The organism is Burkholderia sp. BCC1047, assembly GCF_902833155.1.
In the GTDB taxonomy this organism is placed as follows: domain Bacteria; phylum Pseudomonadota; class Gammaproteobacteria; order Burkholderiales; family Burkholderiaceae; genus Burkholderia; species Burkholderia sola.
In genome coordinates this window covers 74,386-96,204 of sequence record NZ_CADFEH010000022.1, presented here as the reverse complement: position 1 = coordinate 96,204, position 21,819 = coordinate 74,386, and the positions used below count along the sequence as shown (strand labels likewise).

15 protein-coding genes are annotated in these 21,819 nt (G+C 66.2%); 7 read left to right on the top strand and 8 right to left on the bottom strand.

Features of this window, described 5'->3' with window-relative positions; all coding sequences use genetic code 11:
• Positions 1 to 153: 153 nt before the first annotated feature.
• On the bottom strand, positions 154 to 822 hold the full coding sequence (locus HWX55_RS22265; RefSeq protein WP_175977301.1) for a TetR/AcrR family transcriptional regulator: 669 nt from the start codon (positions 820 to 822) through the stop codon (positions 154 to 156).
• A 121-nt stretch (positions 823 to 943) separates the two neighbouring features.
• Here HWX55_RS22265 and HWX55_RS22260 point away from each other — a divergent pair, with 121 nt between their 5' ends.
• From HWX55_RS22260 to HWX55_RS22235, 6 genes are all read left to right on the top strand, one after another.
• A complete protein-coding gene (locus HWX55_RS22260) occupies positions 944 to 2,596 on the top strand; it encodes an acyl-CoA dehydrogenase family protein (RefSeq protein WP_175977300.1) in 1,653 nt (550 codons plus the stop codon).
• 50 nt (positions 2,597 to 2,646) lie between these two features.
• Positions 2,647 to 4,155: an AMP-binding protein gene (locus HWX55_RS22255; protein ID WP_175977299.1), complete on the top strand. Its 1,509-nt coding sequence runs from the start codon at positions 2,647 to 2,649 to the stop codon at positions 4,153 to 4,155.
• Between the two features lie 172 nt (positions 4,156 to 4,327).
• Positions 4,328 to 4,978: a PAAR domain-containing protein gene (locus HWX55_RS22250; RefSeq protein WP_175977298.1), complete on the top strand. Its 651-nt coding sequence runs from the start codon at positions 4,328 to 4,330 to the stop codon at positions 4,976 to 4,978.
• 10 nt (positions 4,979 to 4,988) lie between these two features.
• Positions 4,989 to 5,534, top strand: coding sequence for a hypothetical protein (locus HWX55_RS22245; protein ID WP_175977297.1), 546 nt, complete (start codon positions 4,989 to 4,991; stop codon positions 5,532 to 5,534).
• A 4-nt stretch (positions 5,535 to 5,538) separates the two neighbouring features.
• The gene (locus tag HWX55_RS22240; RefSeq protein ID WP_175977296.1) at positions 5,539 to 6,207 is read left to right on the top strand and encodes a M35 family metallo-endopeptidase; all 669 of its coding nucleotides are present in this window, start codon (positions 5,539 to 5,541) and stop codon (positions 6,205 to 6,207) included.
• Positions 6,200 to 6,610 (top strand): hypothetical protein, encoded by a 411-nt coding sequence (locus HWX55_RS22235; protein ID WP_175977295.1) that lies wholly within the window; start codon positions 6,200 to 6,202, stop codon positions 6,608 to 6,610. The genes HWX55_RS22240 and HWX55_RS22235 overlap by 8 nt, the downstream gene beginning before the upstream one ends.
• A 187-nt stretch (positions 6,611 to 6,797) precedes the next feature.
• Here HWX55_RS22235 and HWX55_RS22230 read toward each other — a convergent pair whose 3' ends face one another.
• The 4 genes from HWX55_RS22230 to hemE form a co-directional block, all read right to left on the bottom strand.
• Positions 6,798 to 7,937, bottom strand: a complete 1,140-nt coding sequence (locus tag HWX55_RS22230; RefSeq protein ID WP_011546793.1) for a branched-chain amino acid ABC transporter substrate-binding protein — start codon at positions 7,935 to 7,937, stop codon at positions 6,798 to 6,800.
• Positions 7,938 to 8,021: 84 nt separating this feature from the next.
• On the bottom strand, positions 8,022 to 11,954 hold the full coding sequence (putA, locus tag HWX55_RS22225) for a trifunctional transcriptional regulator/proline dehydrogenase/L-glutamate gamma-semialdehyde dehydrogenase (RefSeq protein ID WP_175977294.1): 3,933 nt from the start codon (positions 11,952 to 11,954) through the stop codon (positions 8,022 to 8,024).
• A 386-nt stretch (positions 11,955 to 12,340) separates the two neighbouring features.
• The gene (locus HWX55_RS22220; protein ID WP_175977293.1) at positions 12,341 to 14,602 is read right to left on the bottom strand and encodes a primosomal protein N'; all 2,262 of its coding nucleotides are present in this window, start codon (positions 14,600 to 14,602) and stop codon (positions 12,341 to 12,343) included.
• A 451-nt stretch (positions 14,603 to 15,053) separates the two neighbouring features.
• On the bottom strand, positions 15,054 to 16,148 hold the full coding sequence (gene hemE, locus HWX55_RS22215) for a uroporphyrinogen decarboxylase (RefSeq protein WP_279609113.1): 1,095 nt from the start codon (positions 16,146 to 16,148) through the stop codon (positions 15,054 to 15,056).
• Positions 16,149 to 16,296: 148 nt separating this feature from the next.
• Between hemE and HWX55_RS22210 the strand changes: the two genes are divergently transcribed.
• A complete protein-coding gene (locus tag HWX55_RS22210) occupies positions 16,297 to 17,109 on the top strand; it encodes a transporter substrate-binding domain-containing protein (protein ID WP_175977292.1) in 813 nt (270 codons plus the stop codon).
• Between the two features lie 724 nt (positions 17,110 to 17,833).
• Here HWX55_RS22210 and HWX55_RS22205 read toward each other — a convergent pair.
• The 3 genes from HWX55_RS22205 to atpD form a co-directional block, all read right to left on the bottom strand.
• The gene (locus HWX55_RS22205) at positions 17,834 to 19,561 is read right to left on the bottom strand and encodes an AMP-binding protein (protein ID WP_175977291.1); all 1,728 of its coding nucleotides are present in this window, start codon (positions 19,559 to 19,561) and stop codon (positions 17,834 to 17,836) included.
• Between the two features lie 270 nt (positions 19,562 to 19,831).
• The gene (locus tag HWX55_RS22200; RefSeq protein ID WP_006477288.1) at positions 19,832 to 20,257 is read right to left on the bottom strand and encodes a F0F1 ATP synthase subunit epsilon; all 426 of its coding nucleotides are present in this window, start codon (positions 20,255 to 20,257) and stop codon (positions 19,832 to 19,834) included.
• Positions 20,258 to 20,378: 121 nt separating this feature from the next.
• A complete protein-coding gene (atpD, locus tag HWX55_RS22195) occupies positions 20,379 to 21,773 on the bottom strand; it encodes a F0F1 ATP synthase subunit beta (protein ID WP_031397079.1) in 1,395 nt (464 codons plus the stop codon).
• Positions 21,774 to 21,819 lie beyond the last annotated feature (46 nt).

Here is a 21,819-nt window from a genome sequence, read left to right as displayed (position 1 = left end):
CTGCCGCATGATTTAGCCCGAGCCAATATCGGCGGACAATCGAAAGTTCGTCATGGCGGCCATGCATTTTTCTCATGGCTCGCCCGGAGAATGGCCTGACGGCAAGGCCAGACTGCGCGTCTGATATGCGGATCAGGCATTTCCCCCGGAAGGCTACGCGTCCGCGGCCGCGAGATACGCGAGCAGCACGGCTCGCAGTTCGCGGCGCTGTGCGGTGAAATCAAGCGCGGGCCCGAGCGTCAGCAGCGCCTGCGACAGGCCGCCGTAGCAGATCGTATGGGCCATCCGCGCGAGCCCGTCGAGCCGCGCGGCGGGCGGCGGATCGGCCGCGTGGGCCAGCGCGTCGCGCCACAGCGCGACATAGGCGTCGTAATGCCGGCGATAGGCGGTCAGCGGCGACACCTGCCGCTCCAGCGCGAACAGCGCGCCCCACAGCGCCGCGTCGGCGGCGATCGATTCGACCTGGAGATCGACCAGCGCGGCGGCGAGCTCGGCCCGCGGCACACCGCGCAGCCGCTGCACCGCGTCGCGCAGCCGGTCGGCCAGCGCCAGCACGCGGCGATGAATACAGAGCGCCGCGAGGCTCTGCTTGTCGCCGAAATACTCGTAGAAGGTGCCGATGCTGACACCCGCGACGGCCGCGATCTCGCGGATCGTCGCCTTCGCGTAGCCGCGTTCGAGCAAAAGCTGAACGAACGCCTGTTGCAGCGCGTCGGAGCTCGCCTGCGCGCGCGACTGGCGCGGCCGGCGACGCAACGCGGGCGCGGGTTGCGCCGCCGGCGAGCCGGGCGGCGCCGGAACCTGAACATGTCGCGGCGGCATATTTGCTACTCTGAATTCAGCAGGGAATACGTTTTACCGGAAGCCGGAACCCGCGCCGAAGGACCGTTGCGCGCGGCATCACGCCGGCTGACCGCGCAGCATCAGACCGGAGACACCCGCGATGACCGACTCGACTCACGCCGTCACGAACCAGTTCGACGAACTCGTCGACTATAACCTCTTCGCGACGGATCTCGCGCTGCGCGACGCGCTCGTCCGGGCGGGCGCCGACTGGGCCGTGCCGCAGCTCGACGCATACGGCGCGCGGCTCGGCAGCGCCGACACCGCGCAACTCGCCGACGAAGCGAACCAGCACACGCCGGAACTGCACGCGTTCGACCGGCGCGGCCGACGCATCGACCGCGTCGATTTCCATCCCGCCTGGCACGCGCTGCTCGGCCAGTATCGTCACGAAGGCTTCGTATCGCTCGCGTTCCGCGATGCGCGCCGGGGCCGCTGGGCCGCGACGGCCGCCGGCTTCTATCTGCACGGCCAGATCGAGGCCGGCACGCTGTGCCCGGCGACGATGACGCAGGCCGCGATTCCCGTACTGCAGAAAGAGCCGGCGCTGTGGGACCTGCTGCGCGACAAGCTCTACAGCGACGACTACGATGCGCGCGACGTGCCGATCGCCGACAAGCGCGCGATCTGGTTCGGCATGGGCATGACCGAGAAACAGGGCGGCTCCGACGTGCGCGCGAACACGACGCTCGCCACGCCGGTCGGCGCGGGCGGGCGCGGCGGCGAATACCGGCTGCGCGGCCACAAGTGGTTCTTTTCCGCGCCGATGTGCGACGCGCACCTCGTCGTCGCGCGCACCGAAGCCGGCGGCCCGTCGTGCTTTTACGTGCCGCGCTGGCGGCCGGACGGCACGAAGAACGCGGTCGAGATCCAGCGGCTGAAGAACAAGGTCGGCAACCGCAGCAACTCGAGCAGCGAGATCGAGCTCAACGATGCGTGGGGCATCATGCTCGGCGACGAAGGCCGCGGCATTCCGACCATCATCGAAATGGCCACCTACACGCGGCTGAACTGCGTGCTCGGCAGCGCGGCGATGCTGCGCCAGGGCGTCGTGCAGGCGATCGCGTACACGCGCCAGCGTCACGCGTTCGGCCGGGCGCTCGCCGAGCAGCCGCTGATGCGCACCGTGCTCGCCGATCTCGCGCTCGAAAGCGAGGCGGCGCTGTCGCTCGCAATGCGGCTCGCCGACGCGTTCGAACGCGACGACTCGCCGCGCGAACGCGCATGGAAGCGGATCGTCACGCCCGCCGCGAAATTCTGGGTCTGCAAGCGCGCGGTCGAGTTGACCGGCGAGGTGATGGAAGTGTTCGGCGGCAACGGCTACGTCGACGACGGCCCGATCGCGCGCCTGTTCCGCGAGGCGCCCGTCAACTCGATCTGGGAAGGCTCGGGCAACGTGATGTGCCTCGACGTGCTGCGCGCGGTGTCGCGCGAGCCCGATGCGGCCGCCGCGCTGTTCGACGAACTCGCCGACCTCGGCGCGGGCGAACCGCGCATCCGCGCGGCGCTCGACGCATTGCGCGCGATGCTCGCCGCGCCCGCCGACACGCTCGAAGCGTCGGGCCGCGTGTTCGCGCAGCGGCTCGCGCTCGTCGCGCAGGCGTGCCTGCTGCGCCGCGATGCACCGGCGGCCGTCGCCGACGCGTTCGTCGCGACACGGCTCGCCGCGCCCGACTGGGGCCGTATCGCGGGCGGCTTCGATCCGCGCGCGCTCGACGTCGCCGCGCTGCTGCAGCGCGCGTACCCGGCCTGACGCCGGCCCGCTCAACCGAATTCGCGTTCGTTCGCCCGCCCGGAGCCCCGATGAACCTCGTCGCCGCCCTCGACCGCGCCGCCCGTGCGACGCCCGACAAGCCGTTCCTCGTCAGCGAATCCGCGACGATCACGTATGCGGCCGCACGCGAGCGTTCGCACCGCGCGGCGGCCGTGCTGAGCGCGCTCGGCGTCGCGGCCGGCGACCGCGTCGCCGCGATGTGCTTCAACACGCCGGCCTTCGTCGACCTGATGTTCGGCGCATGGCGCCTCGGCGCGGCGTTCGTGCCGATCAACCACAAACTGCAGGCGCCGGAAGTCGACTACGTGCTCGAACACAGCGGCAGCACCGCGCTGCTGTTCGACGTGGCGCTCGCGCCGGTGGTCGAGCGGATCGTGCATCCGGCACGGCGGCTCGTGACCGAAGGCGAACTCGACGGCGTGCCGAACTTCGACACGATGTGCGCGACGATGGACGGCCTCGCGGGCATCGAGCCGGCCGACGACGACGTCGCGCAGATCCTCTACACGTCCGGCACGACCGGCCGCCCGAAGGGTTGTGTGCACAGTCATCGCACGGTGACGCTCGCCGCGATGCAGGCGGCGCTCGCGACCGGGATCGGCCGCAACGAGCGCACGCTGATGGCGATGCCGATCTGGCATTCGTCGCCGCTGAACAACTGGTTCGGCGGCACGCTGGTCGCGGGCGGCACCGTCGTGCTGCTGCGCGAATACCATCCGCTGCGCTTCCTGCAGACCGTCGAGCGCGAGCGCGTGACGCTGTATTTCGGCGCGCCGGTGTCGTACACGCTGCCCCTCGACACGGTCGACGGCTTCGCGGCGTTCGACCTGTCGAGCGTGCGCGCGTGGCTGTACGGCGGCGGCCCGATCGGCGCCGCGCAGGCCGAACGGCTTGCGCACGCGTATCGCAGCCGCGCGTTCTTCCAGGTGTACGGGATGACGGAAACCGGACCGGCCGGCACGACGCTGTATCCGGACGAGCAGGTCGCGAAGGCCGGCTCGATCGGGCGCCACGGCGGCCCCGGTGTCGACCTGCGGGTCGTGCGGATGGACGGCGTCGACGCGCAGCCCGGCGAAACCGGCGAGATCTGGCTGAAGACCGACAGCATGATGCTCGGCTATCTCGACGACGCGGCCGCGACGCGCGCCGCGTTCGCGCCGGGCGGCTGGTATCGCACCGGCGACCTCGCGCGGATCGATCAGGATGGCTATCTGTTCATCGTCGACCGGCTGAAGGACATGATCGTCACCGGCGGCGAGAACGTCTATTCGAAGGAGGTGGAGGACGTGCTCGGTGCGCACCCGGACATCGCCGAGGCGGCCGTCGTCGGCGTCGCGCATCCGGACTGGGGCGAGACGGTCGTCGCGCACGTGGTGACGCGGGCGAACGCGGCGCCCGATGCGGACGCGCTGCGTACGTTCTGCGGCGAGCGGCTCGCCGCGTACAAGGTCCCGCGCGAGTTCACGTTCGTGCAGGCGCTGCCGCGCACGCCGACCGGCAAGTTGCAGAAGTTTCTGCTGCGCGTGCGCGGGGACTGAGTATCCGCGATTGAACCAGCGCATTCGCGCACGCGCGGTCAATGCAACAGGCAGAACTGAACAAGTAATAGAAGTTACCAGCGCTGAATCATATTCGTCCGATTGATCGACGTTTCTTATCTGGAATAGCGTCTCTAGGCAGCCATTCCATTTACTGAGACAGGGAAGCCGGATGAAAAACCAACTCAACGCACCAACCCATCTTTTCGCCACCGTTGGGGCGCTCACGGAACGCGGTGGGCGCGTCACCACAGCAACCAGTCGCCTGACCCTAGCTGGATTAGAAGTCGCCTGCGTCGGCGACGTAGTGACCTATGACGACGGCAGCGAGGCCGCGATTATCGACGGCGCGGGAAACAACCATAGTGGAGGCAAGCCGTTCGCGTTGGTCGGCAGCCGGTTGAGCAACGGTGACCGCATTACCGAAACGCTGCGCACCTCAGGGGGCATTCACGTGCGGAATGGGCTGAGCGTTGCGGGCCTGTTCGATCCGACTTATGTGGCGCCGCCCGCCTACAGATTGGCGGTACGTGGCGCGACAACAGCGCGCGGCGGTGCATTGCGCGAGCCGTCCAGCACACGGGAAGTAGCGCCGCACTTGGGCAAGGCTGCCACAGTGGGCGACCTGATCCACTATCCGGACGGTTCAACCGCGCGCGTTACGAGCGGTCTGGGTTTGGTCGACAGACCCGATTTCGCGCCGCTCGCATTCGTTGGCAGCGAACTCGATAACGGCGACACGATCACCGATAGTCCCGAGCGACGAGGCGTAGCGTCGTCCGTTGTATTTAGCGTCGTCACTCGCTCGTCCGAGCCCCGCTGAGGTAGCGTCCATGATCCGCTACTTTCTTGCCAAAGGCGACCGCGCCGGGGAAGCGGTGATTGTCGAAGGCCTCGACAGCGTGACCTGCTCCGATCCGCCGCCGGCGGTTCATATCGCCACGCTGGATATGAAGACCTACTGTTCGGCCTGCAAGCGTGAAGGGTACATCGCACCGCAAGGGCCGCGCTGGCCAGGTACCGGCCCGAACGGCAAACAGTGGGCATTGAGCGGGGATATCAATGTCTGCGGATGCAACCCACCGCCGATCTTCTACGCTGAGCGCGGCATGCGAATGACTTTTACTGCAGGAGAGACTGCGACGCTGACTGGGCGCCAACCGGATGCAGCCAAGCGGTCATTTGCACGATCGGCTGCCGTACACGACGAGCAATTCACCTTGCTCGATGACTCCCGCCGCCCGCTCGTGAACATCCGCTACCGAATCGTTACCGACACCGGGCAAATTTTCACGGGCACCACGGACACGGCCGGGCACACTCATCGAATCGCCACCAACGCCTCGGCAACGCTGAGAATCTATACGACGGAACATTGAAGCGATGAAAAATTTTGATGTGAACGAAGGCGGGGAATGGTTCCTCGTACACTCAGGCGCAGTCACCAATACCAATCCTGGCTCGATGGTGGAAGTAACGATCAATACCGAAAAAATATGTCACAACATGACAAACAAGGAATTCCGGGAAATGGTATTGAGTAAACGCGACCGAGCCGTTTCTCTCGTCGAAAAAAGAATCAAGGATCTGCAGCGGTGGTCCAGTTCCGATAAGGCACGCGTATTACAATGGTTCGGTAGAACTGATGAAGGCACCCGCACAACGCTATTAACAGGCCTGACTGCAATCGTCCGCGTACTAAAGGCACTCACAGGATACAATTTCACGCGATGGGATAGCGAGCGATTCAAACATATTGGATGCGTTCCAAATCCGAACAAATCTGGAGTCGTGGCATCGGTGTGTTCGCCGGATACTGCAACTCATACGATCGCAATACATCCTGATTTTTGTACAATGCGAGACTTCTCGTGGGAAAAAGATTCCGTAGTTTCCACTCTGATTCATGAAGCGAGTCATTTTGACGACACAATGGGAACCAGGGATCATAGATATTACATGGAGGAGTGCTTGACGTTTGGAGCCGAAAATCCGAATCAAGCAATCAACAATGCCGACAGTATCGCAGGATTCGTCATTTACAATGCTTAAGCTCATTTTTTGCCTAATCCTTCTCGCTTCCAACCCGGTATTCGCATGCATCGCCAGCGAGAACTTCGACATCTATTTTTCGCGAGATAGCTCGCACATATCGAACGCCGAAATCGCTCGCCTTGCCAAATGGACAGCCGACCAAAAGCTCAATTACGCAAATCACCTAACCAAGGAGACAACACTGATCAGCGGCCATGCCGAGGAAAGTGAGCCGGGAGCACTGGTCCTTGCGCAATCAAGATTGCAAGCCGCGTATGCGCTGTTGGAACAACTCGGTTTTTTACGCGGGACCATCAAGAAGAGCGCCCGCGTCTATTCGCATGGCGACGTGGACAATGGGCGGCGTGTGGAAATTTCCTTCTTGCCTGATTGCCCTAACAAGTGCTGCGACGGCAAGTAACGCCACACCGCCGCCGATCATGGCGATGCGGTCCCGATGTACGCGTGCGGCGCCCTGCCTGCAAGATCCCTATGCCCGTCGGCCGTGTCTCACCAAGGAAAAAGCCACCGGACCCGGTGGCTTTTTCGCATGAAACGCGGGACGACGCGTTGCCACGCCGCCAGCGCCTCACATCACATCAAACTGCTTACTTCCCGCCGATGCTCTTCAGCGGCTTCCAGTCGCCCTTCTCGACCTTGTACATCGTGATGCCGCCGTTCTTCAGGTCGCCCTTCGCGTCGTACGCGACGTGCGTCGACGTGACGCCGGCCATGTCGGTCTTCGCGAGCACCGGCAGGTACTTCGCCGGATCGGTCGAATCGGCCTTCTTCATCGCGTTCAGCATCGCCATCGCGCCGTCGTACGCGTACGGCGAGTACGTCTGCACGTCTTCGCCGAAGCGCTTCTTGTACTTGTCGGCGTAAGCCTTGCCGCCCGGCATTTCTTCCAGCGGGAGGCCGGCCAGCGATGCGATCGTGCCTTCGGCCGCGTTGCCCGCGATCTTCAGGAACGTCGGCGTCTTCACCATTTCGCCGCTCATCAGCGGCGCGGTGATGCCGAGCGTCTTCATCTGCTTGACCATCGGCGCTGCCTGCGAATCCGCGCCGCCGTAGTAGACGAGGTCCGGCTTCGCCGCCTTCAGCTTCGTGAGAATCGCCTTGAAGTCGACAGCCTTGTCGTTCGTGAATTCACGGTCGACGATCGTCGCGCCGCCGGCCTTCGCGGCCTTCTCGAACTGGTCGGCGAGACCCTGGCCGTAGGCCGTGCGGTCGTCGACGATCGCGATCTTCTTCATGCCGAGATCCTTCGACGCGAACGTGCCGGCCACCGAGCCCTGCTGCGTGTCGGACGTCATCATGCGGAAGGTCGTCTTGTAGCCCTGCTGCGTGTATTCCGGCGCCGTCGCCATCGCGATTTCCGGAATGCCCGCGTTCGCGTAGATGCGCGAAGCCGGAATCGTCGTGCCCGAGTTGAAGTGGCCGAGCATGCCCTTGATGCCGTCGTCGACCAGCTTCTGGGCGACCGTCGTACCCGTGCGCGGGTCGGCCTGGTCGTCCTGCGTGTCGAGCACGAACTTCACGGCCTTGCCGCCGATCTTCGGGTTCGTCGCGTTGAAGTCTTCCAGCGCGAGCACGATCCCGTTCTGCATATCCTTGCCGTAGTGCGCCTGCGCGCCCGTCATCGGCCCTGCGTAACCAATCTTCACGTCGTCCGCATGGGCCGTCCCCGCCAGCGACATGACCGCGACGAACGTCGCGCCTGCCACTTTTTTCATCGTGTGTTGCATAGCATCTCCTTGGTACCAGGGTAAATGGAGCGGCTTCGGGATCGCCTGGCCGCTTCCTTTGTTTGATCCGAACGGCAAGGATGATCAGCCGATCGTCATCAAATTCGCATTGCCGCCCGCCGCGGCCGTATTCACGCTCACCGAGCGCTCCGTCAGCAACCGCTCGAGCGCGTAGTCTTCCGCGTCGCCGTTCTCGAACGCGCCCGCCGACACGCCCTGCACCGATACGATCGGGCCCGGGCGCTGCGCAACGTCCTTCACGAGCGTCTGCAGCTCGTCGCTGTCGCCTTCGAACAGCACCGCGTCGAACGGCGCGTCGGCCTGCTTGCGCACGGCCGCGTGCGCCTTCAGCGACGCCGGCAGCGCGGCCACCAGCGCCTCGCCCGCCGCGCCGGCGAACAACGCGCGGTTGCCGGTCGCCAGCACCGCCGCGAACTGCGCACGCGCGCCGCCCGGCGTGGCCGCGACACACAGCACCGTGCCGCGCGGGCCGAGTGTATACGTGTTTCGCTCGCCCGTCGGGCCGGTCAGCACCGCGGTTGCGCCGGCCGGCACCTGTGCGAGGTAACCGTCGCAGCGTGCGGCGAGCGCCGGCTCGCGCTGCTCGATCAGCCAGTCGCGCAGTGCGGTGAGCGCTGCCGCCGGATTGCCGCGCGCGTCGCCATCGGCCGCGCCGTCCGCGATCAGCGACTCCGCGAGCGAACGCGGCAGCCCCGACGGACGCGTCGCGAGCAGGCGCTGCAGGTACAGCGCGCCGCCGGCCTTCGGGCCCGTGCCCGACAGCCCTTCGCCGCCGAACGGCTGCACGCCGACCACCGCGCCGATCACGTTGCGGTTCACGTAGATGTTGCCCACGTGCGCATTCGAGATCACGTGCGCGATCGTCTCGTCGATCCGCGTGTGGATGCCGAGCGTCAGCCCGTAGCCGGTCGCGCGGATCTGCTCGAGCAGCTTGTCGAGCTGGCTGCGGCGGTAGCGCACCACGTGCAGCACGGGGCCGAACACTTCACGCTTCAGCTCGTCGATACTGCCGATCTCGATCAGCGTCGGCGGCACGAACGTGCCGTGCGCGCACGCGTCCGGCATCGGCAGCTGCGTGACCGCATGGCCCTTGTCCTTCATCGCCGCGACGTGCGTGTCGATCGTCTGCTTCGCTTCGGCGTCGATCACCGGGCCGACGTCGGTCGACAGCCGGTCCGGGTTGCCGAGCGCGAGCTCGTGCATCGCGCCCTTGAGCATCGTCAGCGTGCGGTCCGCGACGTCGTCCTGCAGACACAGAACGCGCAGCGCCGAACACCGTTGACCGGCCGAGTCGAACGACGACTGCATCACGTCCGCGACCACTTGCTCCGCGAGCGCCGACGAGTCGACGATCATCGCGTTCTGGCCGCCCGTTTCGGCGATCAGCGGAATCGGCTTGCCGTCCGGATCGAGGCGCGCGGCGAGCGTCTTGTTGATCAGGCGCGCGACTTCGGTCGAGCCCGTGAACATCACCGCACGCGTGCGCGGATCGGCGACCAGCGCCGCGCCGACGGTCTCGCCCGTGCCCGGCAGCAGCTGCACCGCGCCGGCCGGCACGCCGGCCTCGCGCAGCAGGCGCACGGCCTGGGCGGCGATCAGCGGCGTCTGTTCGGCCGGCTTCGCGAGCACCGTGTTGCCGGCGGCGAGCGCCGCGGCCACCTGGCCCATGAAGATCGCGAGCGGGAAGTTCCACGGGCTGATACAGACGACGGGGCCGAGCGGACGGTGCGTGTCGTTCGAGAATTCGCCGCGGATCTGTGCCGCGTAGTAACGCAGGAAGTCGACCGCTTCGCGGATCTCGGCGATCGCGTTCGGCAGCGACTTGCCGGCTTCGCGCACGATCAGGCCCATCAGCGTGTGCATCTGCGCTTCGAGCAGATCGGCTGCGCGCACCAGGCAATCGGCGCGCGCATCGACCGGCGTCGCCTGCCAGATCGGCGCGGCGGCCACCGCGTGCGCGAGCGCCGCGCTCACGTGTTCGGACGTCGCTTCGCTGACCGTGCCGACCAGGTCGCGCTGGTCGGCCGGGTTGCGCACGTCGCGCGCCGGGGCGTCGGCGAGCGCGTCGTCGGCGAGCATCGGCGCCGCGCGCCACGGGTGGTGCGCGCTCGCGAGCAGCGCGGACGACAGCGACGCGAGACGGTGTTCGTTCGACAGGTCGAGGCCCATCGAGTTGGGACGCTCGTCGCCGTACAGGTGGCGCGGCAGCGGAATCTTTGCGTGCGGTGCGCCGAGCGGCACGATCTTCGACGCTTCGTCGACCGGATCGGCGACCAGCTCCTTCACCGACACGGTTTTATCGGCGATGCGATTCACGAACGACGTGTTCGCGCCGTTTTCCAGCAGACGGCGCACGAGGTACGCGAGCAGCGTCTCGTGCGTGCCGACCGGTGCATACACGCGGCACGGACGATTCAGCTTGTCGCGGCCCGTGACTTCCTCGTACAGCGGCTCGCCCATTCCGTGCAGGCACTGGAATTCGTACTGGCCCGGGTAGTAGTTCTGGCCCGCGAGCTGGTAGATCGCGGCCAGCGTGTACGCGTTGTGCGTCGCGAACTGCGGATACACGGCGTCCGGCGCCGCGAGCAGCTTCTTCGCACATGCGAGGTACGACACGTCGGTGTAGATCTTGCGCGTGTAGACCGGATAGCCTTCGAGGCCGTCGACCTGAGCACGCTTGATTTCGCTGTCCCAGTACGCGCCCTTCACGAGGCGGATCATCAGGCGGTGACGGCTGCGGCGCGCGAGATCGATCAGGTAGTCGATCACGAACGGGCAGCGCTTCTGGTAGCCCTGCACGACGAAGCCGATGCCGTTCCAGCCCGCGAGGTCCGGATCGAAGCACAGCGCCTCGAGCAGGTCGAGCGACAGCTCGAGACGGTCGGCTTCTTCCGCGTCGATGTTCAGGCCGATGTCGTAGCGACGCGCGAGCAGCGCCAGCGCACGCACGCGCGGCAGCAGCTCGCTCATCGTGCGGTCCTGCTGCGAGCGCGAGTAGCGCGCATGCAGCGCCGACAGCTTGATCGAGATGCCCGGGCCTTCGTAGATGCCGCGGCCGCCGGCCGCCTTGCCGATCGCGTGGATCGCCTGTTCGTACGATGCGTAGTAGCGCTGCGCGTCCTCTTCGGTCGTCGCCGCTTCGCCGAGCATGTCGTACGAGTAGCGGAAGCCGCGCGCTTCGTACTTGCGGCTGTTCGCGAGCGCCTCGGAAATCGTTTCGCCGGTGACGAACTGCTCGCCCATCAGGCGCATCGCCATGTCGACGCCCTTGCGGATCAGCGGCTCGCCGCCGCGGCCGATCAGGCGCGTGAGCGCCGACGACAGGCCCGCTTCGCTGTTGGTCGTCACGAGCTTGCCGGTGATCATCAGCCCCCAGGTCGCTGCGTTCACGAACAGCGACGGCGCGTGGCCGACGTGCGAGCGCCAGTCGCCCTTGCTGATCTTGTCGCGGATCAGCGCGTCGCGCGTCGCGCGATCGGGAATGCGCAGCAGCGCTTCGGCGAGGCACATCAGCGCGACGCCTTCCTGGCTCGACAGCGAGAACTCGTGGATCAGCCCTTCGACGCCGCCGCCCGAGCTCTTCTCGCGCAGCGCCTCGACCAGCTTCGTCGCGAGCGCCTGCACGTCAGCCTGCAGGTTCGCGGGCAGGCGCGCCTGCCCGAGCAGGAACGGCACGCACTCCGGTTCCGGACGGCGATACGCGGCCGTGATCGCCGCGCGCAGCACCGATTGCGGCTGCACGTTCTGCGCGAACTCGAGGAACGGATGCGGCGAGTTGTCGTCGTCGCCGTCCGCGGCCTGACCGTCGGCGAGCTCCGTCACGCCGCTGTGACCCGACAGCTCGGGCGGCAACTGGCCGTGCTCGATCCGCTCGAGATACGCGAAGATCGCCTGCTTGATCAGCCAGTGGGGAGTGCGCTCGAGACGCGCTGCCGCGTCTTTCAGGCGCGAGCGGAGAAGGTCGTCGACTTTGACGCCGAGAGTCGTGCTTGCCATGGTGGGTTCGTGCGCCGGTGCGAGCCCGGCAGTGTGGTGTAAGAGGATGCGCGAAATCCTACGGCACGCAATAAAAAGGTGCAACCAAATTGAGAGAAGGGTTGCACCCATAAGTTAGTCAATATAATCAGCCACTTATGAGGTTGCAACCTAGGGGTTGCCCGTGGTCGGGGGCTCGGTGTTTTCCCTGATCGGGGCGATTCGACACGCGTGTGCAACCTTCGGCATGCGCGGAAGCGGTCGAAAACGGGTTGCACTGGGTGGTGTGACGCGGTGGGGTGCGGGCGTCGGGCGCGCGACGGAGACGGGAGACGGTTCGAGCACGCGGCGCCCCGGGCTTCCTGAATCAGGCAACACGCCGCGCGAGCAGGTCGCGCGGGCGCCGCTCAGATATCCAGCGGATCGACCTCGACGCTCCACCGCAGCACGCCCTTCAGCGCGCGCAACTCCGGCAACCATGCGCGCAGCGCATGCTGCAGCGCCGCCCGCGATGCGCTTTCGAGCAGCAACTGCGCGCGGTGGACGTTGGCGACCTTCACGATCGTCATTGGCACCGCGTCGTACACGGTCACGCGTTCGGCGCCCGGCAGCCCCGGCAACGCGGCCGCGGCCTGCAGCAGGAACGCGAGCGCCGCGTCGAGCGTGCGCCCTTCGGCGCGCAGCAGCGCCTGGTAGACGAACGGCGGCAGGTGCGCGTCGCGACGCTCGCCGAGCTGCGAATTCGCGAAGCCGACGTAATCCTGCCGGCCGAGCGCGTGGTACAGCGCGTGACGCGGGTAGCGCGTCTGCACCATCACCTCGCCCGGCAGCCCGGCCCGCCCCGCGCGGCCGCTCACCTGCATCAGCTGCGCGAACAGCCGCTCGCTCGCGCGGAAGTCGTGCGAGAACAGCGCGGTATCGGCATTGAGCACACCGACGAGCGACACGCGCTGGAAGTCGTGCCCCTTCGCGATCATCTGCGTGCCGACCAGGATGTCGACCTCGCCCGCGTGCACGTCGGAAAAAAGCGCCTGCGCGCTGCCCTTGCGGCGCGTGCTGTCCGCGTCGATCCGCAGGATCCGCGCGCCCGGCACGGCCTCGGCGAGCGCCTCCTCGATGCGCTGCGTGCCGCGCCCGAGCGGCGCGATGTCGACGTTCCCGCACTCGGGGCACGACCGCGGAATCCGCGCTTCCCAGCCGCAGTGATGGCAGCGCAGCGCATGCTCGGGCTTGTGCAGCACGACGTACGCGCTGCAGCGCGGGCAACCGGCCACCCAGCCGCATGCGTCGCACGCGAGCTGCGGCGCATAACCGCGCCGGTTCAGGAACACGAGGCTCTGTTCGCCGCGTTCGAGCCGCGCCTTCAGCGCCGCGACGAGCGGCCCCGACAGTCCGCCCATCGACGCGCGCCCGCGCCGCCGTTCCTCTTCGAGATCGATCAGCCGCACGGTCGGCAGCGTCGCGTCGGCCACCGCGCGACGCGACAGCGTGAGCCGCGTGTAGCGGCCCTGCTCGGCCTGCCACCAGCTTTCGAGCGACGGCGTGGCCGAGCCGAGCACGACGGTGATGCCGAGCTGCTTCGCGCGCCACACCGCCAGGTCACGCGCCGAATAGCGCAGTCCTTCCTGCTGCTTGTATGCGGGCTCGTGCTCCTCGTCGACGACGATCAGCGCGAGCGTCGGCATCGACGCGAGCACCGCGAGCCGCGTGCCGAGCACGATCCGCGCGCGGCCCGTGTGCGCGGCGAGCCAGTTGCGCGCCCGCTCGCCTTCGGCAAGCCCGCTGTGCAGCGTGACGATCGCATCGTCGGCGAGCGTGCCCGCGAAGCGCGCGCGAAACGCGGCCTCGAACTGCGGCGTCAAGTTGATTTCCGGCACGAGCACGAGCGCCTGTGCGTCCGGCCGCGCATCGAGCAGCGACGCGAGCGCATGCAGATAGACCTCGGTCTTGCCGCTGCCCGTCACGCCGTGCAGCAGGAACGGCGCGAAGCCCTGCGCCGCGCGGATCGCGTCGAGCGCCTCGGCCTGCTGGTCGGTCAATGCCGGCGGCACAGTGCGTCCACTGCTTGTCGACAGGTTATCCACAGGGTTGATCACAGGCGCATCGGCCCAGCCGATCTCCTCGACGTCGACCCAGCCGCGCGCCGCCCAGTCGTCGAGCGTCGCGGCCGCCTTCGGATGCAGCGCGCGCGCGTCGGGCAGCGTCAGCGAACCGGTATCGACCAGCGCCTGCGCGAGCCGGCGCAGCGCGGCGCCGCGCGCGGGCAATGCGTCGGGCAGCGCCGCGCGGCCGGCTTCGGTCGGCCGGTAGCGCACTTCCGGCGCGAGCAGCCGCCCCCAGCGTCCGGCGTCGCGCAGCGCCTGCGGCAGCGCCGGCAACGCGACTTCGCCGCGCCCGCGCTGATAGTAGTCGGCGGCGAACGATACGAGCGCGAGCCAGTCGACCGACAGCGGCGGCAGCTCCGTGCAGATCGCATCGACCGCGCGCAGCCGCGACGGCGGGACATCGGTGTGAGTGGTGACTTCGCAGACGAGCCCGACGGCCTGCCGCTTGCCGAACGGCACCTGCACGAGCGTGCCGGGCACCGGCGCCGGCTGCGCGTCGCAGCGGTAGTCGAACAGGGTCGCGAGCGGATGGTCGAGCGCGACGCGCAGGTAGGTGCCGCTCATCCGCGCGCTCCGGCAGCGGCGGTACGCAGCATACGGACGGCCGGCATCCGCGTCCGTATCGCGACGGCGAACTTAAAGTAAAACGTCAGATTCGGCGCTAAGTTTTGGATTCGCATTAGGAATCGCCGTATACCCTGCCCAGCCTGTGGATAACTTTGTTGAGAACTCGCCGCTCAACGGCCGCAACGCGCGCCGGGCCGTGCTTTCCGCTGTTTTTCGCCGCTTCCGGCGGTGCCCCGCGAAGCCTTATTCCATAAGGCTGCTATTCAAATTACCCAACCATAGCGAGACAAATCGACCGATACGGGGCTCTACCGCGCTGCAACGTGGAAAATGTGTATAAGTCAAGTCTTGACAAGCACCGAATCGGCAACCGGAGCGGGGTTGCGTCATGTTTAGTTTCAGAAACGAAACACCGTCATCCCGCAGTGCAGCATGACGGTGCTTGCGTTCAGCCCGCCGCTCCGCTACGGATCGCGCGGCTGTGGGTATGGACTTCGTCGACGAGTTCGGCGACGTGGTCGGGCGACGTGAATTGCGAAATGCCGTGCCCGAGGTTGAATACGTGGCCCGGATGGTTGCCGTAGCTGTCGAGCACCGCGCGCGCCTGTTCGCGCACCGCGGCCGGCGGCGCGAACAGGATCGTCGGGTCGAGGTTGCCCTGCAGCGCGACGCGCCCCGCGACGCGCTCGCGCGCGGCACCGAGGTTGACCGTCCAGTCGAGCCCGACCGCGTCGACGCCCGTCGCCGCGATCTCCTCGAGCCACAGCCCGCCGCCCTTCGTAAACGTGATCACCGGCACGCGCTCGCCGTCATGCTCGCGCTTGAGCTGCGACACCACGCGGCGGATGTAGTCCAGCGAGAAGCGCTGGTACGCGCCGTCGGCGAGCGCGCCGCCCCACGTATCGAAGATCATCACGGCCTGCGCGCCCGCTTCGATCTGCGCGTTCAGGTACGCGGCCACCGCCTGCGCGTTCACGTCGAGGATCCGGTGCATCAGGTCCGGGCGCGAATACGCCATCGACTTCACCGTGCGGAAATCGTCCGAGCCGCCGCCTTCGACCATGTAGCACGCGAGCGTCCACGGGCTGCCCGAGAAGCCGATCAGCGGCACGCGCTGCCGGCCCTGGCCGTCGGTGAGCGCGCGGCGGATCTCGCGCACGGCGCCCGTCACGTAGCCGAGCGTCTCCTCGATGTCCGGCACCGCGAGCTTCGCGACGTCGGCCTCGGTGCGCACCGGATGCGCGAACTTCGGCCCTTCGCCGACCTGGAAGTCGAGGCCGAGCCCCATCGCGTCGGGAATCGTCAGGATGTCCGAGAACAGGATCGCGGCGTCGAGCGGGAAACGCTCGAGCGGCTGCAACGTCACTTCGGTCGCGTAGTCGGGATTCTTCGCGAGACCGAGGAAGCTGCCGGCGCGCGCGCGCGTCGCGTTGTATTCGGGCAGGTAGCGGCCGGCCTGGCGCATCAGCCAGATCGGCGTGTAGTCGGTCGGCTCGCGCAGAAGCGCACGCAGGAAGGTGTCGTTGAGCAGGTTATGGGCCACGGTAGGAGCGACGATGCGAAGGCAAACCGGCATTTTACCGGACAGCCGCGCTCCGGCTGCGCATGCCGATGCGATGGCGGCCATATGACGCGCGCGATGGCTCCGTTATGATCGGACGCTCATATCGAACGAAACGAAGGAGGAGACGATGAAGACACTCGCCACGCTTGCCGCGCTCGCCACTGCCGCCGCGTTTTGCTGCGCTGCCGCGCACGCGCAGGGAGCGGCCACCGCGGCGCCCGCGAGCGCCGCGGTGGCCGGCTCGCGGCTCGACGACGTGCTCGCGCGCGGCACGCTGCGCGTGTGCACGACCAGCGACTACAAGCCGTATTCGTACTACCGCGCGGACGGCCGCTTCGAGGGCATCGACATCGACATGGCGGAATCGCTCGCGAAATCGCTCGGCGTGAAGGCGGACTACGTGAAGACGAGCTGGCCGAACCTCACCCACGACTTCGTCGCGAAGTGCGACATCGCGGTGGGCGGCGTGTCGACCACGCTCGAGCGCCAGAAGCGCGTGTTCTTCACGCAGCCGTACGTGGTCGACGGCAAGACGCCGATCGTGCGCTGCGCGGATGCCGACAAGTACCAGACCGTCGCGCAGATCGACCGGCCCGACACGCGCGTGATCGTGAATCCGGGCGGGACCAACGAGCGCTTCGCGAAGCAGTTCTTCACGCATGCGAACCTGAGCGTCTATCCGGACAACGTGACGATCTTCAAGCAGATCCTCGCGGGCAAGGCCGACGTGATGGTGACGGATGCGTCCGAGACGCTGCTGCAGCAAAAGCTGAATCCGGGCCTCTGCTCGGTGCATCCGGACAAACCGTTCCAGTTCGGCGAGAAGGCGTACATGGTGCCGCGCGGCGACGTTGTGTTCCAGCAATACGTCGACCAGTGGCTGCATCTCGCGCTGTCCACCGGCGAATACCAGGCAATTGCGGACAAGTGGCTGAAGTAGTCGCGAGCGCGTGCGGCCTCGGCGGCCAATAATGGAAATCGTCCCCGTTGTTGCCGCCGACGAAGACTGAAAGCGGTGTGTTCTGCAGCCGGGCCGGCGCCCCGCCGTTACAGATTGCGGTGACGCCGACCGGCGTGAAACCGCGAAAATTGGCCGAATGGCCGACTACCGCGTGCGCCGATCACGTTTCAAAATCTTTCTGACGAATGAATCCTCATGCGCGGTATCTATCGCGCGATGCACATTCACGCGTGCAAATGGGCAATTCACTGACACGAAAACGCAGGAAAAACGCGTGATGCGCATACGACGAAAACTCTGTGGAAAAGATGGGTAAATATGACCTTTTTCAGGACCCCGAAAACAGCAAAAAATCCCGGAAAGCCTTATCTGGCGGGCGTTACAACCTGAAACACTTTGTTACCGCCACGGGTCATTAATTCGCCCACAATGGGCCTCAACGGTTTCAACACGGATGCGGTCTCGTGTGCCAAGTGTGAGCGGACGCGAAGCGCTGCGAGCCAGTCGGTCACGTACCGAAGCCCTTCCGAGGGGCATCCCTGTTGGAGTCGTTTCCGGCCCCCGCCGGATCCGGTTTCATCTTTGGTCTCCTCGCGCTAACCCCGTAGCGTGTGGTTTTTAGCGGGCTAATAAGCCCGCTTTTTTTCGTCCATCGAAAACGTAGCGACCTGCGGGCCGCCACGTTTTTTCGCACCGTCTCCCTTCAAGCAGTCTTCTGCACGTCGAGCTTCAGTTCCTCGATCATCCGCTCGCGCATCACGAACTTCTGCACCTTGCCCGTCACCGTCATCGGCAGTTCGTCGACGAAGCGGATATAGCGCGGAATCTTGTAGTGCGCGATCTGCCCGTTGCAGAACGCGCGCACGTCGTCCTCGGTCATCTGCTCGTCCGCGCGCAGCACGATCCACGCGCACAGCTCCTCGCCATACTTCGCATCGGGCACGCCGAATACCTGCGCGCTCTGGATCTTCGGATGGCGGAACAGGAATTCCTCGATCTCGCGCGGATAGACGTTCTCGCCGCCGCGGATCACCATGTCCTTCAGGCGGCCGACGATGTTGCAGTAGCCGTCCTCGTCGAGCGTCGCGAGGTCGCCCGTATGCATCCAGCCGTCGACCAGCACCTCGTGCGTCTTCGCGTCGTCGTCCCAGTAGCCGAGCATCACCGAATAGCCCTTCGTGCACAGCTCGCCCGTCGCGCCGACCGGCACGATGTTGCCGCTCGGATCGACGATCTTCACTTCGAGATGCGGCTGGATGCGGCCGACCGTCGTCGTGCGCTTTTCCAGCGGATCGTCGGTCGAGCTCTGGAACGACACGGGGCTCGTCTCCGTCATCCCGTACGCGATCGTGATTTCAGACAGATGCATCTGCGCCACCACGCGCTTCATCGTCTCGATCGGGCACGGCGAGCCGGCCATGATCCCGGTGCGCAGCGTCGACAGGTCGAATCTCGCGAATTCCGGATGATCGAGCTCCGCGATGAACATCGTCGGCACGCCGTGCAGCGCGGTGCAGCGCTCTTCGGCCACCGCCGCGAGCGTCGCGACCGGGTCGAACGCTTCGCCGGGAAACACCATCGCGGCGCCCGTCGACACGCAGGCGAGCACGGCCAGCACCATCCCGAAGCAGTGATAGAGCGGCACCGGGATGCAGAGCGAATCCTGTTCGGTGAAACGCATCGCCATCGCGATCGAGCGCGCGTTGTTGACGACGTTGCGGTGCGTGAGCGTCGCGCCCTTCGGGCTACCGGTCGTGCCGCTCGTGAACTGGATGTTGATCGGATCGTTGGCGTCGAGCGTCGCGCCGATCGCATCGAGCAGTGCCGGATCGACGGCCTGGCGGCCGCGCGCCATCACGTCCGCGAAGCGGAACATGCCGGCAGGCGCCGTCTCGCCCATCGACACGATCGTGTGCAGGTTCGGCACGCGCGCCGCGTGCAAGTCGCCCGGCGTCGCGGTCGCGAGCTCCGGCGCGATGGTCTGCAGCATCTCGACGTATGCGGAGCTCTTGAAGCGCTCGGCTGCGATCACGGCCTTGCAGCCGACCTTGTTCAGCGCGTATTCGAGCTCCGACAGCCGGTAGGCCGGGTTGATGTTGACCAGCACCGCGCCGATCCGCGCGGTCGCGAACTGCGTGAGCAGCCATTCGCTGCGATTCGGCGACCAGATGCCGACGCAGTCGCCCTTCACGATCCCGAGCGCGGCGAGCCCCGTGGCCAGCACGTCGATCTCGTGCGCGAATTCACGCCAGGTCCAGCGTACCTGCTGCTCGCGGAACACGACGGCCGGACGGTCGGGAAAGCGGCCGGCCGTGTCGAGCAGGAACCGGCCGATCGTCGCGTCGGATAGCGGCACGTCGGTCGCGCCGCGCACGTAGGACAGTCCGTTTTCGGGCGCGATCAGCGCCCCCTTGCCAAGGTCTGCTGCCATCGATGTCTCCGTCCGTTTTTGTCTGATCGGCCCGCGCGCGTGCTGCGCCTGCCTGCTGCGCGCGCGCCTCCGCCGCGACGATCGCGACGGACGGCCTCAGCGCGGATGATGCCGCGCTCCGCTGACGACACTCTGACATCGAATCGCGGCGGGCGGGTGAAATAGCACGACCGGACGATACGATCCGGCCCGTAAAAAGACAGACGAAAAAGCCGGGCGAAAAAAAAGCAGCCCGAAGGCTGCTTTCTTTCGCGGGATACGCGGCGCGGCTCAGTGCCGGCTGCGGATCTTCGCCAGACGCTGGATCGCCTCGAGCTGCGCCATCGCGGTCGCGAGCTCGGATTGCGCTTTCGCGAGGTCGAGATCCGACTTCGCGTTCTGCAGCGTTTCCTCGGCACGCTTGCGCGCTTCCTCGGCTTTCGCCGCGTCGAGGTCCTTGCCGCGGATCGCGGTATCGGCGAGCACCGTCACGGCGCCCGGCTGCACTTCGAGAATGCCGCCCGCGACGAACACGAATTCGTCGTTGCCGCCCTCGACCTCGATGCGCACCGCACCCGGACGAATCCGCGTGATCAGCGGCGTGTGACCCGGCAGAATGCCCAGCTCACCCGTTTCGCCCGGCAGCGCGACGAATTTCGCCTCGCCCGAGAAGATCTGCTCTTCCGCGCTGACGACGTCTACTTTGATGGTTGCCATATCGACTCCAATCTCATCCACAGGTTGAGCGTATTGCGGCCGACGCGGGCGGCCGGCATACAAGTCATCGCTGACTCATTGCTCCGGCCGGCACACGCCGGCTTGCGCCCCACTCAAGCCCTTACTGGATCTTCTTGGCCTTTTCGAAGGCTTCGTCGATCGTGCCGACCATGTAGAACGCCTGTTCCGGCAGGTGGTCGCACTCGCCGTCGACGATCATCTTGAAGCCGCGGATCGTTTCCTTCAGCGGCACGTACTTGCCCGGCGAGCCCGTGAACACTTCAGCGACGTGGAACGGCTGCGACAGGAAACGCTGGATCTTACGCGCGCGGGCGACCGACAGCTTGTCTTCCGGCGACAGTTCGTCCATGCCCAGAATCGCGATGATGTCGCGCAGTTCCTTGTAGCGCTGCAGCGTCTGCTGAACGCGACGCGTGATCGAGTAGTGCTCTTCACCGATCACGTTCGGGTCGATCTGGCGCGACGTCGAGTCGAGCGGGTCGACCGCCGGGTAGATACCCAGCGAAGCGATGTCACGCGACAGAACCACGGTTGCGTCCAGGTGGCCGAAGGTGGTCGCCGGCGACGGGTCGGTCAAGTCGTCCGCAGGGACGTACACGGCCTGAACCGACGTAATCGAGCCCTTCTTGGTCGACGTGATGCGCTCTTGCAGCTTGCCCATTTCTTCAGCCAGCGTCGGCTGATAGCCCACTGCCGACGGCATACGGCCGAGCAGTGCCGACACTTCGGTACCGGCCAGCGTGAAACGGTAGATGTTGTCGACGAAGAACAGCACGTCGAGGCCTTCATCACGGAAGTGCTCGGCCATCGTCAGGCCGGTCAGCGCGACGCGCAGACGGTTGCCCGGCGGCTCGTTCATCTGGCCGTACACCAGCGCGACCTTGTCGAGAACGTTCGAGTCCTTCATTTCGTGGTAGAAGTCGTTCCCTTCACGGGTACGCTCGCCCACGCCCGCGAACACGGAGTAACCGCCGTGTTCCTTCGCGATGTTGTTGATGAGCTCCATCATGTTGACGGTCTTGCCCACGCCAGCACCGCCGAACAGGCCAACCTTGCCGCCCTTCGCGAACGGGCAGATCAGGTCGATGACCTTGATACCCGTTTCGAGCAGTTCGGTCGACGGCGACAGTTCGTCGAACGCCGGTGCCTTCTGGTGGATCGAACGCGTCGTTTCGCTTTCGATCGGGCCGGCTTCGTCGATCGGACGGCCAAGCACGTCCATGATACGGCCGAGGGTCGGCTTGCCGACCGGCACCGAGATCGGCTTCGCCGTGTTCTTCACGGTCAGGCCGCGGCGCAGGCCGTCGGATGCACCCAGACAAATGGTACGGACCACGCCGTCGCCCAGCTGTTGCTGGACTTCGAGCGTCAGTTCCGAGCCATCGAGAATGAGCGCGTCGTAGATCTTCGGCATGCTGTCGCGCGGGAATTCCACGTCGATAACGGCGCCGATGCACTGTACGATCTTGCCTTCTACCAAAGCAGCAGTACTCATCGCTTTTCCTTTAAATACCTGATTCTTTACTCGCGCAAAGGCGCAG

Bases quoted from the DNA above. Each gene is read 5' to 3' on its own strand.
- HWX55_RS22260 (WP_175977300.1), top strand. From the start codon at position 944: ATGACCGACTCGACTCACGCCGTCACGAACCAGTTCGACGAACTCGTC.
- HWX55_RS22265 (WP_175977301.1), bottom strand. From the start codon at position 822: ATGCCGCCGCGACATGTTCAGGTTCCGGCGCCGCCCGGCTCGCCGGCG.
- HWX55_RS22255 (WP_175977299.1), top strand. From the start codon at position 2,647: ATGAACCTCGTCGCCGCCCTCGACCGCGCCGCCCGTGCGACGCCCGAC.
- HWX55_RS22235 (WP_175977295.1), top strand. From the start codon at position 6,200: ATGCTTAAGCTCATTTTTTGCCTAATCCTTCTCGCTTCCAACCCGGTA.
- HWX55_RS22250 (WP_175977298.1), top strand. From the start codon at position 4,328: ATGAAAAACCAACTCAACGCACCAACCCATCTTTTCGCCACCGTTGGG.
- HWX55_RS22245 (WP_175977297.1), top strand. From the start codon at position 4,989: ATGATCCGCTACTTTCTTGCCAAAGGCGACCGCGCCGGGGAAGCGGTG.
- putA (WP_175977294.1), bottom strand. From the start codon at position 11,954: ATGGCAAGCACGACTCTCGGCGTCAAAGTCGACGACCTTCTCCGCTCG.
- HWX55_RS22230 (WP_011546793.1), bottom strand. From the start codon at position 7,937: ATGCAACACACGATGAAAAAAGTGGCAGGCGCGACGTTCGTCGCGGTC.
- HWX55_RS22210 (WP_175977292.1), top strand. From the start codon at position 16,297: ATGAAGACACTCGCCACGCTTGCCGCGCTCGCCACTGCCGCCGCGTTT.
- atpD (WP_031397079.1), bottom strand. From the start codon at position 21,773: ATGAGTACTGCTGCTTTGGTAGAAGGCAAGATCGTACAGTGCATCGGC.
- HWX55_RS22220 (WP_175977293.1), bottom strand. From the start codon at position 14,602: ATGAGCGGCACCTACCTGCGCGTCGCGCTCGACCATCCGCTCGCGACC.
- HWX55_RS22240 (WP_175977296.1), top strand. From the start codon at position 5,539: ATGAAAAATTTTGATGTGAACGAAGGCGGGGAATGGTTCCTCGTACAC.
- HWX55_RS22200 (WP_006477288.1), bottom strand. From the start codon at position 20,257: ATGGCAACCATCAAAGTAGACGTCGTCAGCGCGGAAGAGCAGATCTTC.
- HWX55_RS22205 (WP_175977291.1), bottom strand. From the start codon at position 19,561: ATGGCAGCAGACCTTGGCAAGGGGGCGCTGATCGCGCCCGAAAACGGA.